Source organism: Streptomyces sp. NPDC007205 (genome assembly GCF_040634095.1).
Taxonomy (GTDB): domain Bacteria; phylum Actinomycetota; class Actinomycetes; order Streptomycetales; family Streptomycetaceae; genus Streptomyces.
On the sequence record NZ_JBEYEW010000011.1, the window covers coordinates 234,338 to 248,842 of the forward strand.

11 protein-coding genes are annotated in these 14,505 nt (G+C 70.2%); 8 read left to right on the forward strand and 3 right to left on the reverse strand.

Annotation, left to right across the window (positions count from 1 at the left end):
* Window positions 1-21: 21 nt before the first annotated feature.
* Window positions 22-1,176, reverse strand: a complete 1,155-nt coding sequence (locus ABZ624_RS20795; protein WP_360090692.1) for a serine hydrolase domain-containing protein — start codon at window positions 1,174-1,176, stop codon at window positions 22-24.
* Between the two features lie 204 nt (window positions 1,177-1,380).
* Complete coding sequence (locus ABZ624_RS20800; protein ID WP_360090695.1) at window positions 1,381-2,334, reverse strand: hypothetical protein; 954 nt, start codon at window positions 2,332-2,334, stop codon at window positions 1,381-1,383.
* Between the two features lie 200 nt (window positions 2,335-2,534).
* Between ABZ624_RS20800 and ABZ624_RS20805 the strand changes: the two genes are divergently transcribed.
* From ABZ624_RS20805 to ABZ624_RS20840, 8 genes are all read left to right on the forward strand, one after another.
* Window positions 2,535-3,692, forward strand: a complete 1,158-nt coding sequence (locus tag ABZ624_RS20805; protein WP_360090698.1) for a mandelate racemase/muconate lactonizing enzyme family protein — start codon at window positions 2,535-2,537, stop codon at window positions 3,690-3,692.
* Window positions 3,689-4,702 (forward strand): alcohol dehydrogenase catalytic domain-containing protein, encoded by a 1,014-nt coding sequence (locus ABZ624_RS20810; protein WP_360090701.1) that lies wholly within the window; start codon window positions 3,689-3,691, stop codon window positions 4,700-4,702. Before ABZ624_RS20805 ends, ABZ624_RS20810 begins: the two co-directional genes overlap by 4 nt.
* A 148-nt stretch (window positions 4,703-4,850) precedes the next feature.
* Window positions 4,851-5,819 carry a hypothetical protein gene (locus tag ABZ624_RS20815; RefSeq protein WP_360090704.1) on the forward strand — a complete coding sequence of 323 codons (969 nt, stop codon included), beginning with the start codon at window positions 4,851-4,853 and terminating at the stop codon, window positions 5,817-5,819.
* A 47-nt stretch (window positions 5,820-5,866) separates the two neighbouring features.
* A complete protein-coding gene (gene chvE / locus ABZ624_RS20820) occupies window positions 5,867-6,976 on the forward strand; it encodes a multiple monosaccharide ABC transporter substrate-binding protein (protein WP_360090707.1) in 1,110 nt (369 codons plus the stop codon).
* A 44-nt stretch (window positions 6,977-7,020) separates the two neighbouring features.
* On the forward strand, window positions 7,021-8,571 hold the full coding sequence (mmsA, locus tag ABZ624_RS20825; protein ID WP_360090710.1) for a multiple monosaccharide ABC transporter ATP-binding protein: 1,551 nt from the start codon (window positions 7,021-7,023) through the stop codon (window positions 8,569-8,571).
* Complete coding sequence (gene mmsB, locus ABZ624_RS20830) at window positions 8,568-9,812, forward strand: multiple monosaccharide ABC transporter permease (protein ID WP_360090713.1); 1,245 nt, start codon at window positions 8,568-8,570, stop codon at window positions 9,810-9,812. The genes mmsA and mmsB overlap by 4 nt, the downstream gene beginning before the upstream one ends.
* A gap of 26 nt (window positions 9,813-9,838) precedes the next feature.
* A complete protein-coding gene (locus ABZ624_RS20835) occupies window positions 9,839-11,002 on the forward strand; it encodes an aldose epimerase family protein (protein ID WP_360090716.1) in 1,164 nt (387 codons plus the stop codon).
* Between the two features lie 102 nt (window positions 11,003-11,104).
* Window positions 11,105-12,655, forward strand: a complete 1,551-nt coding sequence (locus ABZ624_RS20840; protein ID WP_360090719.1) for a histidinol-phosphate transaminase — start codon at window positions 11,105-11,107, stop codon at window positions 12,653-12,655.
* Between the two features lie 30 nt (window positions 12,656-12,685).
* Here ABZ624_RS20840 and ABZ624_RS20845 read toward each other — a convergent pair whose 3' ends face one another.
* Window positions 12,686-14,041, reverse strand: a complete 1,356-nt coding sequence (locus tag ABZ624_RS20845; protein WP_360090722.1) for an FAD-dependent monooxygenase — start codon at window positions 14,039-14,041, stop codon at window positions 12,686-12,688.
* Between the last annotated feature and the right edge of the window lie 464 nt (window positions 14,042-14,505).

Consider the following 14,505-nt stretch of genomic DNA (forward strand, 5'->3'; position numbering starts at 1 on the left):
GTGCGGGTCCGGAAGCGACCCTCAGTTCGCCGCCGGCGCCGCCCGGTGCAGCACGCGCACGAATCCGTCGTTCTCCGGTGCCACACCGCCCGGAAACGCCATCCGGCGGCGCGTGTAGCCGTACGCCAGGCCACTGCGCGGGTCGGCGAAGGCCTGGCTGCCGCCTGCGCCGCTGTGGCCGAAGGTGCCGGCGCCCAGGACGGGGTGCCAGGCGTCGGCGGTCGCCTGGAAGCCGAGGCCGTACGACCTGTGGGCGCGGGCCACCAGGTCGTAGCCGACGGAGTGGATCTGGCCCACCTCGGCGACCGTGTCGGGCTTGAGCAGCGGCGGCCGGTCGTCCAGTTCGCTGATCGCCGCCGCGTACATCTTGGCGAGACCGCGCGCGGAGGCCACACCGCCCGCCGACGCCGGACCCTTGGCCCGTACGAGACGGGAGTTGGCGTAGTCGGCCAGCGTGCCCGCCTCCGGGGCGTGCGCGTTGAAGGCGATCGAGGTCAGGGTGTGCGGGCCGGTCGGCCGGGCGTCCAGCAGGGCCTGCTGCGCGGGGGTCGGCAGCATCGGCTGGACCGAGCGGAAGCGGGGCTCCTCGGACTCGGGCAGGCCCAGGAAGAAGTCCATGCCGTACGGGGCGCGCACCCGCTCCTCGTACACCTCCTGGAGGGTGCGGCCCGTGGCCCGGCGGACCACCTCTCCGGTGAGCGCGCCGATCACCAGAGCGTGGTAGCCGAAGGCCGTCCCCGGGCGCCAGAAAGGCTTCTGGTCGGCGAGCCGTTCCGCCAGCGCCCGGTCGTCGGCCAGCTCCTCGGCGGAGAACCCGGCGTCGATGCCGACCAGGCCCGCCCGGTGCGCCAGCAGGTCCCGGAGGGTCACCGCACCCTTGCCCTCGACGCCGAACTCGGGCCAGTAGTAGGTCACTTTGCGGTCCAGCTCCAGTGTGCCGTCCTGCACCAGCAGGGCGAGCACGAGGTGCGCCGCGCCCTTGGTGGACGAGAACACGCCGTACAGCGAGTCCGCCTCCGCGCCCGCCCACAGGTCGACGACCCGCCGTCCGTGCACATACGCGCACAACTGGCCTTCGTAGTCGTCCCGTTCGGCCGCGACGAAGGCGGCGAACTCCTCACGCACCGCCTCGAAACCCTCGGCGACCGTGCCCCGGACCGTGATCTGCTGCGTCATCGCTCTCCTCGACTGAGCCGCTGCTCGCTGCTCCCTCTCAGCACAACGCCCGTTCCCGCTCGGGGCGTTCCCGAGACCGGTACGGCGCGATGTACCTGTTCGACTCAACCGTCGTGAGCGGCCGGGGGTGTCATCGATGCCCCGGATGGCGGATGGCGCGGGGTGGTGCGCGCTCGCGCACTCGGGCTCAGGTGCGTCCCGGGCTCAGGTGCACCACCACAGGAAGCGGGTGCAAGTCCTGGTGGGCGCGGGCGTCGGGGAGGGGGCGGACGACGTCGGGGCGCTGGACGGAGTGGGGGCCGGCCCGGACGCGGCGCGGGTCGCCGGGGCCTTGGGGGTCGTGCCGGAGCCCGTCGCGGCGGTCGGCCCCGCCGTGCCGGTCTTCCTGGCGTCGGGCGACGTGGAGTCCTTGTCCTTCGGGGACTTGGCGGCGGACGCGGAGGCCGAGGCGTCCGGGGAGGCGGAGCCGGCCGCGCCGGGCCGCGCGCCGGAGGTGCCGGCGACCGGGTCGGCGGTGGCGCCGGGCGACGCGGAGGAGGTGCCGCCGTCGGCCGCGGTGTCCGACGCCGGGTCCGGCCGGCCGCTGGTGAAGGGCGAGAAGGGCGCGTCCGTGCCGAGTTCGGCGAGGCTGAGGCCGCCCGCGGCCAGCACGAAGCCCGCGGTGACCAGCAGGGTGCGCCGGCGCCGGCGCCGGTGCGCCGCGGCTTTGCGGTCGCGGCGGCTGGCGTCGGCGTCGGCGGGGCTCACGGTGGCGGTGCCGCGCCCCCTGCGCCGGGCGGCCCGGCCACCGGGCTCCGGGTCAGGGTAGGGGTCGGGGTCGGGTCCGGCGTTTGGCTCGGGGCCGGGTCCGGACTCGGGGGCCGGGTCGCTGTCGGCCGCGGACTCGGTCTCCGCTTCGGGCACCCAGGCCTCTTGCGGCTCGGCCCCCTGCGGCCACACCACCTGTTCCGGCCCGGCCGGCTCGTACTGCTGGGGGATGCGGTACTCGTGGGACTCAGGCTGCGCGTACTGCTGAGGGACGCCGTAGCCCGGCATCTCACCCGTGCCCGCCTGCGCGTACGCGACCGTCGCTTCCGCGACGGGGCGTGCCGGTGCGCCGCACCCGGGACAGGCCAGGGCGCCGTTGAGGTGCCGTTGGCACGGGTGGCAGTAGTCCATGACGCCGGAAGACTAGATTCCCCATGGGTCCCGTTCCTAGGCACCGTTGTGAAGGTTTCGTAGAAAGCGAAATAGTTCTCGAAAGCCTTGCCGAAACCGTTACCTGTTCGACCCATTGACACCCCGACCGCCCCGTCCTTACTGTCACGCCAGCATTTCGAACGTGTGACGAAATCTCGAACAGCTGAGGGGCAACTGCCGTGCGCATCACCGGAATCAGCACGCATGTGGTCGGCACGCCGTGGCGCAACCTGACCTACGTCCAGGTGCACACCGACGAGGGGGTCACGGGAGTCGGGGAGACCCGGATGCTCGGCCACACCGACGCGCTGATCGGCTACTTGCGGGAGGCCGAGGCCAACCACATTCTCGGCTCGGATCCGTTCGCCGTCGAAGACCTCGTACGCCGGATGAAGTACGGCGACTACGGCCGCGCGGGTGAGATCGTCATGTCCGGTATCGCGGTCGTCGAGATGGCCTGCTGGGACATCAAGGGCAAGGCGCTGGGCGTGCCGGTGTGGCAGCTGCTCGGCGGCAGGGTGACGGACAAGGTCAAGGCGTACGCCAACGGGTGGTACACGACCGAGCGGACGCCGGAGGCGTATCACAAGGCCGCCCAGGGGGTGATGGAGCGCGGATACAAGGCGCTCAAGATCGACCCGTTCGGCACCGGGCACTTCGAGCTGGACCACGAGCAGACCCTGTACGCGGTCTCGCTCATCGAGGCCGTGCGCGACGCCATCGGCCCGGATTCCGAGCTGATGCTGGAGATGCACGGCCGCTTCTCCCCCGCGACCGCCGTCCGGCTGGCCAAGGCGATGGCCCCCTTCGCGCCGGCCTGGCTGGAGGAGCCGGTCCCGCCGGAGAACCTGAAGGCGCTGGAGAAGGTCGCGGCCAAGGTGGACATCCCGGTCGCCACCGGTGAGCGGATCCACGACCGGATCGAGTTCCGTGAGCTGTTCGACAGCCAGGCCGTGGACATCATCCAGCCGGACGTCGGCCACATCGGGGGCATCTGGGAGACCCGCAAGCTCGCGGCGACCGCCGAGACGCACTACATGCTGGTCGCGCCGCACAACGTGGGCGGGTCCGTCCTCACCGCCGCGAGTCTCCAGGTCGGCTTCACCTCGCCGAACTTCAAGATCCTTGAGCACTTCAACGACTTCGCGGACGCGGAGATCAAGAAGGTGGTCAAGGGCGCGCCGCAGGTCGTGGACGGGTACTTCCACCTGTCCGACGCACCCGGTCTCGGCGTCGAGCTGGACGTCGACGCCGCCGCCGAGTTCCCGCAGCAACAGGCCCGGTTCGACCTGTGGGCCGAGGGCTGGGAGCAGCGCAAGCCGAAGGGCACCAAGTGAGTTCCCGGGGTTGCCAGGTCGTCGTCGAGGCGCCGGGCGCCCACCGGGTCGAGGAGCACACTCCTCGCGATCCTGGTCCCGGCGAGGCGCTGGTGGCCGTGCACGCGGTGGGCATCTGCGGCAGTGACCGCGAGGTGTACCAGGGCAACCGGCCCGAGGGATATGTGCGGTATCCGCTCACCCCCGGGCACGAGTGGTCGGGGACGGTGTCGAAGGTGGGGCCGGGAGTCCCCGCGTCCCTCGTCGGCCGCAAGGTCGTCGGGGAGGGCTTCCGCAACTGCCAGGTGTGCGACCGCTGCCACGCGGGCGAGACCACGCTGTGCACGGCCGGGTACGAGGAGACCGGGTTCACCCGGCCGGGCGCCATGGCCGGCACGGTCACCCTGCCGGCCCGGCTGCTGCACGCCCTGCCGGACCACGCCGACCTCACCGCCGCCGCCCTGCTGGAGCCGGCCGCCTGTATCGCGGCCGCCGCGCTCAAGGCGGGCGCCCGGCCGGGCGAGCGGGTCGCGGTGGTCGGCACGGGCACCCTCGGGATGTTCGCCGTGCAGTTCCTGAAGGCGGTCTCACCGGCCGAGCTGCTGGTGGTGGGCACCGGCGACGACCGGGAGGCACTGTCCCGCCGGTTCGGCGCCACCGGCTTCCGGCTGAAGGACCAGGAGCTGCCCGGCGACTTCGACGTCGTCATCGAGACCGCCGGGTCCGCGTCCGCCGCACGGACCGCCGCCGCACTGCTCCGGCGCGGCGGGCGGCTGGTGCTGACCGGGATCCCGGCGCCGGGCGCGGACGGGCTCGACCCGACCGATCTCGTCGTACGGCAGCTGGAGGTGCACACGGTCTTCGGGGCGCCGCCGGACGCCTGGGCGCACGCCGTGCGGGTGTTCGGCGCCGGGCTGCTCGACCCGCTGCCGCTGGTCACGCACGAGCTGCCGCTGACCGAGTTCCCACAGGCCATCGAGTTGGTGGGGGCCGGCGATCCGAAGGTGGGCAAGGTGCTGCTCCGCCCCTAGGCCCTGGCGTCACATTCCCGTTGTCCGCCCGCAGGGCGACGTAGGCCGGTCAGGGGAGACCTGATGGCGCCCCGACCGGCGTACCACCGGCTTTTTTCTGCTCCGAGCCGCGAACCTCGTCCGAAATACCGAACACAAAGGACAGCTTGTGACCGACGCTTCCGCTCCGGCAGCCCGCAGGCCCGGCGAGCAGGTGCTCGCCGCCCTCGGACTGGCCGCGCCCGCCCTCGACCCCGCCGACGCCTCCGCCCACAGCTTCCCGGGCGGCGGCCGCTGGCGCACCGAGATCCCCTCGTGCGAGGGTCCCGAAGCGCTGGCGGTCGTCCTGAAGGAGGCCTCCCGTCTCGATGTGCCGATCCACCGGATCAGCCAGGGCAGCGGCGTGTGGATGCTCACCGACGCCGAGATCACCGAGATGGTCGACGCCACCCACGAGCGTGACATCGAACTGTGCCTGTTCACCGGCCCGCGCGGCACCTGGGACATCGGCGGCTCCGTACGGTCCGACTCGCGGGGGGCCGGACTGCGCGCCCGGGGCCACGACGCCGTCGCCGGATGCGTCGAGGACGCCGTACGGGCCACGGAGCTGGGCGTCAAGTGCCTGCTGGTCGCCGACGAGGGTGTGCTGTGGATCCTGCACCGGGCGCGTGAGAGCGGCGTCATCCCGGCCGACACCACGCTGAAGGTCTCGGCGCTGATCGGCCCCGTCAACCCGGCCTCCTACGCCGTCTACGAGCGGCTCGGCGCCGACTCCGTCAACGTGCCCAGCGATCTGACGCTGGATCACCTCACCGAGATCCGGCGGGTGTCCGGCGCCCCGATGGACATGTACATCGAGGCCCCCGACGACCTGGGCGGCTATGTGCGCATGTACGAGGTCGCCGAGCTGATCCGGCGCGGCGCCCCGCTCTACCTGAAGTTCGGTCTGTCCAAGGCACCCGGCATCTACCCGTGGGGCACCCATCTGCGGGACGTGACCCTGGACACCGCCCGGGAGCGGGTGCGGCGCGGCCGGCTCGCCCTGGACCTGCTCGCCCGGCACGGCGCGGACGGCGCCATGGCGCCGCTCGGCTCCCGGCTGCCCGGAGAGCTCAACCGCTTCCCCGGTAACGCCTGACCCCTGCACAGACTTCTCAACGCCGAGACGACCAAGGAATGATCACCATGCGCAACCGCAGAGCCGCACTCGCCGCGATAGCCGTAACCGCCTCGCTCGCCCTCACCCTGACCGCCTGCGGCCAGAGCGGCTCGGGCGGCAGCAAGGAGAAGACGGGCGACGTCAAGGGCGCCACGATCGGCATCGCGATGCCGACGAAATCCTCCGAGCGGTGGATCAACGACGGCACCGACATGGTCAAGAACCTCCAGGCCAAGGGGTACAAGACCAAGCTGGTCTACGGCGAGGACGACCCGAGCACCCAGGTCTCCCAGATCGAGAACCTGATCACGCAGGGCGTCAAGGGCCTGATCATCGCGGCCATCAACAACAAGTCCCTGAACAACGTGCTCCAGGAGGCCGCCCAGGCCCACATCCCGGTCATCGCCTACGACCGGCTCATCCTCGGCACCAAGAACGTCGACTACTACGCCTCGTTCGACAACGAGAAGGTCGGCACCCTCCAGGGCACCTACATCGTGCACAGGCTCGGACTGGACAGCGGCAAGAAGGGCCCGTTCAACATCGAGCTGTTCGCCGGGTCGAACGACGACAACAACACCCAGTACTTCTTCGACGGCGCCATGAAGGTGCTCCAGCCGTACATCGACAAGAAGCAGCTGGTGGTCAAGTCCGGGCAGACCAAGCTCAACCAGGTCACCACCCTGCGCTGGGACGGCACCACCGCACAGAAGCGCATGGAGGACATCCTCACCTCCTCCTACAAGAGCGGCCGGGTCGACGCGGTGCTCTCGCCCTACGACGGCATCTCCATCGGCATCATCTCCGCGCTGAAGTCGGACGGCTACGGCTCGGGCAGCAACCCGCTGCCCGTCATCACCGGCCAGGACGCCGAGCTGGCCTCGGTGAAGTCGATCATCGCGGGCCAGCAGTCCCAGACCGTCTTCAAGGACAGCCGCAAGGAGACCGCGGTCGCGGTGTCCATGGTCGACGACGTGCTGCACGGCAGGAAGCCGCAGGTCAACGATGTCAAGACCTACACCAACGGCGCCAAGGTCGTCCCCGCTTACCTGCTCCAGCCGGTGAGCGTGGAAAAGACCAACTACAAGGACGTCCTGGTCAAGGGCGGCTACTACACCGAGTCCCAGCTCAAGTGATCCCGCCCATCTGCCCGACCCCACACTGATTGGAAGGCACGACCATGGCGGGACCCGTCCTGGAAATGCGCTCGATCGTCAAGACCTTTCCCGGTGTCAAAGCGCTGTCGGACGTCACGCTGACCGTCCGCCAGGGCGAGGTCCACGCCGTCTGCGGGGAGAACGGCGCCGGCAAGTCGACCTTGATGAAGGTGCTCTCCGGCGTCCATCCGCACGGCACCTACGAGGGCGAGATCCTCTTCGAGTCAGAGGTCTGCCACTTCAGGGACATCCGGGCGAGCGAGCAGCGCGGCATCGTCATCATCCACCAGGAGCTGGCGCTGGTGCCGTACCTCTCCCTCGCGGAGAACATCTTCCTCGGCAACGAACACGCCACGCGCGGGCTCATCAACTGGCGCGAAACCCTGCGCCACGCCACCGAGTTGCTGCGGCGTGTCGGTCTCGACGAGCATCCGGAGACCCGCGTCGCCGACATCGGCGTGGGCAAGCAGCAGCTCGTGGAGATCGCCAAGGCGCTGTCGAAGGAGGTGAAGCTGCTCATCCTCGACGAGCCGACGGCGGCCCTGAACGACGAGGACAGCGGCAAACTCCTCGACCTGATCCTGGAACTGAAGAAGCAGGGCATCACCTCGATCATCATCTCCCACAAGCTCAACGAGATCCGCAAGGTCGCCGACTCGGTGACGATCATCCGCGACGGACGGTCCATCGAGACGCTCGACGTGAAGGCGGAGGGGACGACCGAGGACCGGATCATCAGCGGCATGGTGGGCCGTGACCTCGACCACCGCTTCCCCGAGCGCACCCCGCACGAGGCGGAGGAGGGCGCGGTGCCCGCGCTGGAGATCCGCGACTGGACCGTGCTGCACCCGATCGACCAGCAGCGCAAGGTCGTGGACGATGTGTCGCTCAGCGTCCGCCGGGGCGAGATCGTCGGCATCGCGGGCCTGATGGGCGCCGGCCGCACCGAGCTCGCGATGAGCGTCTTCGGGCGCACCTACGGGCGGTACGCGGGCGGCACGGTCCTCAAGGACGGCGTCGAGATCCGTACCAGGTCCGTCGCGGAGGCGGTGGGGCACGGCATCGCGTACGTCACCGAGGACCGCAAGCACTACGGCCTCAACCTGATCGACACCATCAACCGGAACATCTCGCTGACCGCGCTGAGGAAGGTCGCCAGGCGGGGTGTGGTGGACGAGCAGGCGGAGCGGCAGGTCTCCGAGGGCTTCCGCACGTCCATGAACATCAAGGCGCCGACGGTGTTCGAGCCGGTCGGCAAGCTGTCCGGCGGCAACCAGCAGAAGGTCGTCCTCAGCAAGTGGATCTTCGCCGGTCCGGACGTGCTGATCCTGGACGAGCCGACCCGCGGCATCGACGTGGGCGCCAAGTACGAGATCTACACGGTCATCGACCAGCTGGCCGCCCAGGGCAAGGCGGTCGTCTTCATCTCCTCCGAGCTGCCCGAACTGCTCGGCATGTGCGACCGCATCTACACGATGGCCGCCGGACGGCTGACCGGTGAGGTGCCGCGGGCCGAGGCCACGCAGGAAGTGCTGATGCGCCAGATGACGAAGGACAAAGAGGTAACGCGATGAGCACGGACGTCACCGACAAGAGCCCGGCCGCCGCGCCGCCGGGCAAGGGCGGACCGACCGCCGGCGAGGATCTGCTGCAGCTGGTGCTCGACGGCCTGCGCCGCAACATGCGCCAGTACGGCATGCTGATCGCGCTCGGTCTGATCGTCGTCCTCTTCCAGTTCTGGACCGACGGCGACCTGCTGCTGCCGCGCAACGTCTCCAACCTGGTGCTGCAGAACAGCTACATCCTGATCCTCGCGATCGGCATGATGCTGGTGATCATCGCCGGGCACATCGACCTGTCGGTCGGCTCGATCACGGCATTCGTGGGCGCGTTCGCGGCGGTGCTGACGGTGCAGCACCATGTGGCGTGGCCCGTCGCCCTGGTGCTGTGCCTGCTGGTGGGCGCGGTCGCGGGCTCCGTACAGGGCATCCTCATCGCGTATCTCGGCATACCGTCGTTCATCGTCACCCTCGCCGGGATGCTGCTCTTCCGCGGTCTGACGGAGATCCTCCTCAAGGGCCAGACCCTCGGCCCGTTCCCGGACGGCCTGCAGAAGATCGGCAACGGCTTCCTGCCCGAGGTCGGCCCGAACACCAACTACCACAACCTCACCCTGCTCCTCGGCATCGTCCTGATCACCTCCGTGGTGTGGCAGGAGGTGCGCGACCGGCGCCGCCAGCAGGAGTTCTCCCTCGACGTGGTGCCGAGGAACCTCTTCCTGCTCAAGCTCGTCGCCCTGGTCGCCGCGATCGTCGCCCTCACGATGCTGCTCGCCAGCTACGACGGCGCGCCGATCATCCTGATCGTCCTCGGCGTCCTGGTGGGCGGCTACGGCTATGTCATGCGCAACTCGGTCTTCGGCCGCCACATCTATGCCATCGGCGGCAACCTGCCGGCGGCCAAGCTGTCCGGTGTGAAGGACAAGCGCATCACCTTCCAGGTGTTCCTGAACATGGGCGTGCTCGCGGCCCTGGCCGGTCTGGTGGTCGCCGCCCGGCTGAACGCGGCCTCACCGAAGGCGGGCGACGGCTTCGAACTGGAGGCCATCGCCTCCTCGTTCATCGGCGGCGCCTCCATGAGCGGCGGTGTCGGCACCGTCCTCGGCGCCATCATCGGCGGTCTCGTCCTCGGCGTGCTGAACAACGGCATGAACCTCCTCAGTGTCGGCACCGACTGGCAGCAGGTCATCAAGGGCCTGGCCCTGCTGGCCGCGGTCGGCTTCGACGTGTGGAACAAGCGCAAGTCCGGTTCGTAAGCGCCCAGAAAAGGGAGCCGCACCACATGGAACTGAACAGACGCACGGTCATCGCTGGAGCCGCGGCGGCCGGTATGGCCGCCACCACCCTCGGCTCGGGCACCGCTCAAGCCGCGTCCGCTTCGTCGGGAGGCCGGAAGCCGGTGAAGGAGTTCTTCGGCACGCTCGCCGACGGCACCGAGGTCCACCGCTGGTCGCTGGAGAACGGCGGCACCCGCCTGAAGGTCCTCTCCTACGGCGGCATCGTCCAGTCCCTGGAGATCCCCGACCGGCACGGCCGGTACGCCAACGTCTCCCTCGGCTACGACGACCTCGACGCGTACGTCAAGGGGACGACCTACTTCGGCGCCACCATCGGCCGCTACGGCAACCGCATCGCCAAGGGCCGGTTCACCCTGGACGGCAGGACGTACCAGCTGTCCGTCAACGACGGCGTGAACAGCCTGCACGGCGGCAAGCGGGGCTTCAACACCAAGGTGTGGGACATCGAGCCCTTCACCGCCGGCTCCGACGCCGGTCTGCACCTGTACTACACGAGTGTCGACGGCGAGATGGGCTTCCCCGGCACGCTGCGGACGAAGGTCACCTTCACGCTGAACCGGCACGGCGACTGGCGGATCGACTACGAGGCGACCACCGACAGGCCGACGATCGTCAACCTCACCAACCACACGTACTACAACCTCGCCGGCGAGGGCAGCGGCAGCATCTACGACCACGAGCTCTGGCTCGCCGCAAGCCGGTACACCCCGGCCGACCCGGGCCTGATCCCCACCGGGGAGCGGGCGAAGGTCAAGGGCACCCCCTTCGACTTCACCCACCCCAAGCCGATCGGCCGGGACATCCGCACCGGTCACCCGCAGCTGGTCACCGCCAAGGGCTACGACCACAACTTCGTGCTCGACAAGGGGGTGACCGCGTACACCGAGCACGTCGTCACCCTGCGCGACCCGGGATCCGGCCGCACCCTGAAGATCTTCACGGACCAGCCCGGCGTGCAGTTCTACTCGGGCAACTTCCTCGACGGCACGCTCGTCGGCCAGTCCGGCCACACCTACCGGCAGGGCGACGGACTGGCCCTGGAGACCCAGCACTTCCCGGACTCGCCGAACGAGCCGGAGTTCCCGTCGACCGTCCTGCGCCCCGGCCAGACGTACCGGACGACGACGATCCACCGGTTCGGCGCGTGAACCACGCCACACAGCAGGTGAGTTGAACGCCACTGGCGTCCCTTCCGTATCCATGGGTGGCCCGTGCTCCCCCGCACGGGCCACCCTGAACGGAGGGCTCCTTTGGCCGGCAACGTCACCTCGTTGTTCAGCGGCGGTGCCGCCCACAGCCCCTCGATGGCGGCGCTGACGCGCGAGGGTGACGGGACCGGCCCGGTGGACTTCTGCGTCCCGTGCAACCCGTACTTCCCGACGCCGGCCATGTACGACGAACTGGCGGCCCGGCTGCGCGAGATCATCACGTACTATCCGAGCGGCGCCGACACCGTCACCGGCGAGCTGTGCTCGCTGCTCCGGCTGCCACCGCAGTGCGTGGCGATGGGCAACGGCTCCACGGAACTGATCACCTGGATCGACCACCTGCTGGTGCGCGAGTCCCTCGCCGTCCCGGTGCCCACCTTCGGCCGCTGGACCGACCAGCCGATGGAGACCGGCAAGCGGGTCGACATGTTCCCGCTCCAGGAGGCGAGCGGGTTCGCGCTGGACCTGGCGCAGTACGCCGAGTTCATCCGGGCCCGCAAGACGCGGGTGGCGGTGATCTGCAATCCCAACAACCCCGACGGCGGCTATGTGCGCAAGCAGTCGGTGGTGCAGTTCATGGACGCGATGGCGGACCTGGACCTGATCGTGATCGACGAGTCCTTCCTGGAGTTCGCCGACGCGGAGGCCGAGCCCAGCGTCGTCCAGGAGGCCATGCTCCGCCCCAACGTGATCGTGCTGCGCAGCCTCGGCAAGAACTTCGGCCTGCACGGCGTGCGCTTCGGCTACCTGGTCGCCAACCCGGCACTCGCCGGGAAGGTGCGGGGGGCGCTCCCGAAGTGGAACCTCAACTCCTTCGCCGAGCAGGTGGTGTTCATGCTGAAGGAGCATGGCGCCGAGTACGCGCAGAGCCTGCAGCAGGTCCGCCGGGACCGGCTGGAGATGGCCAGCCATCTGTCGGCGTTGCCGGGACTGACGGTGTACCCGTCCCAGGGGAACTTCCTCTTCGTGCGCCTTCCCGTCGGCGCCGAGGGCACGCAGGTCCGGGACCGGATGCTCACCGAGCACCGGATCCTGGTCCGGGAGTGCGGCAACAAGATCGGTTCGTCCAGCCGCTTCCTGAGACTCGTGGTGCGCCCCCAGGTCGACGTGCGTCGCCTGGTGTCCGGCCTGGAGCAGGTGCTCTACGGGTCCAGGAGGGGAGCCGCCGTACCCGAGCTGGGCACCGGGACCAGCTACAGCTCGGGTACGGCGGCGGTGGACCGGCTGATGAGCGAGACCAACGGACGCGGGATGCCTGCGGCGCCTCAGCCGTTGCCCGCGGCGCCTCAGCCGATGGCAGCTTCGGCCCAGCAACCTGTGGCGCCGGTGCCGCAGCCGGTACCCATGCCCATGCCTGTGCCTGCGGCGCCACAGCCGATGCCCGTGCCTGCGGCGCCTCAGCCGACGCCGGTGCCTGCACCGGTTCCGGCGCCTGCGGCCGCTGTCGCGCCGACGCCGCCCGGGGTGCCGGCTCGGGGCGGGCTCACGGCGGCTCAGGTGCGAGGGATGACGGCGCCGCCGACCGGTCTGACTCCGGCCCCGGCCACGGGGTGGCCCAATGCGCAGAGCTGGCCCAGTGCGGCGGGGGCCTGACGCCTGGCCCCACGGCCTGGTCGGCGTTCCTCACACACGCCGGCGCGTGACCGTAAGGACCTTCAGGGCCACCAAGGGATGGAACAGCAGGGCCGGTGAGGCCACCATGTTCACCACGCGGACGAACCTGGTCCAGACGGCCACGTCCTTCACCGCCACGTGGAACAGGCGCGTGTTGTACCAGTGGGCGAAGCGCGCGGCGAGGGGCCGGCCGGCCGGGTTCCACATCAGGTCCGAGTTGGTGGACAGCGTCCACGGGCCCAGCAGCAGACGGCCCAGCTTCTTCTGGAAACCGCCGGCGAGGCCGTCCAGCTGCCCGGAGGCGCGGCGGCGCTTCAGCATGTCGTGCAGCAGCTCCGCCTCCATCGCGGCCACCGTCAGACCCTGGCCGTAGACGGGGTTGAAGACGCAGACGGCGTCGCCGACGGCGATGAGGCGCTCCGGCCAGTCCTTGACGGCGTGGAAGGGCCGCCACTGGTTGTCGGTGTTGGTGTGGCGGTGGGTGGGCTCCTGGGCCGTACGCCGGCCGATCTGTTCGGCCAGGTGCGGGTTCTTCAGGGTCTCGGCGAAGGCCAGGTAGCCTTCGTCGTCGGTCGGCGGCTGGTCCTGGAAGCCGAACAGGGAACAGGTCCAACGGTCGCGCTCCACGGCCAGCAGGACTCCGGCCCGGGGCACGCTGGGAGCGAACAGCATCTGGTAGGCGCCGTAGAAGTCCGGGTGGCCGGGGTGGCTCCGGTGCGGCCGGTCGAAGTTCATCGACGTGTAGGTGACCTTCGCCTTCACGGTCCGTTTGGGCGGCACGGTGACGCCCAGGGTGCCCAGCCAGTCGGTCAGCGAGCTGGATCGTCCGGAGGCGTCGACGACCAGGTCGGCGGGCAGCTCGTAGGACTCGGCGGGTTCCGGGCTCTGCGGGCGGCACGTCACGCCGGCGATCCGGCCCGAGGAGTCCCGGGTCAGCCCGGTGCACCGGGTGGACGGCAGCAGCCTGACACGGGGCAGTGCGAGCACCTTGCGGCGCAGGCGGCGTTCCAGTTCGTCGCGGGTGAAGGTCTGGATCCGGACTCCCGTACGGTGCCGGGGCGCGCGTCCGACGGGCAGCAGGAAGTCGATGCCCTCTCCGTAGTCGAAGACCGGCGCTCCCGCTTCTCTCAGCTCCTCTCGCAGTCCCGGGAACAGCCGCTCCAGGATCTCCCCGCCCTTGGCCAGCATCGCGTGCGCGTGGTAGCCCTGCGGAGCACCCGGGTGGACGCCGGTGTCCTCGTCGACGGCGTCCCGTTCCACGAGGACGACCTCGCTGAAGAAGTCGGACAGCACGCGGGCGGTCACCAGTCCCGCGTAGCTGCCGCCGATGACAACCGCCTTGCGCCAGGGGCGTTCTGCTCTCATGTCGTTTCCCATCCACCCGAGTCAACGGCACCGCCGAGAGCCCCGGTACGGGGCTCGGGAAGCACCTGGGGAGCGCGTGCAGCCGAGGTGCCCGGTGCGGTGGGCCCGGTGGGCAGCCCCGCCGGGGACGGCACGGCACCTGCCGCCGACCGCCCTGCCGCCGGACGACACACCTCCGCCGACCGCCCTGCCGCCGTCAGGTGACCAGCCGCCACATTCCCGTCCGCTCCCGGACGAGCCACCACAAGCGAAGACACCGCCCCCGGACGAGCCGCCGCAGGCGATGGCACGGGCCCTGGCGGAGGCGCCGCCCCCGTCGGCTCACCGGCCCCCGGCAGACGCGCCCCCGCCGGTCGGTGCGCCACCGCCGGAGTCGGCAGCGGCTGCGGCAGGGGCAGTGCGCCCCCGTGGGCCGCTGCCCGGCCGGTGGGCCTCGACGTTCTACCAGTACAGTCGCCCCGCCA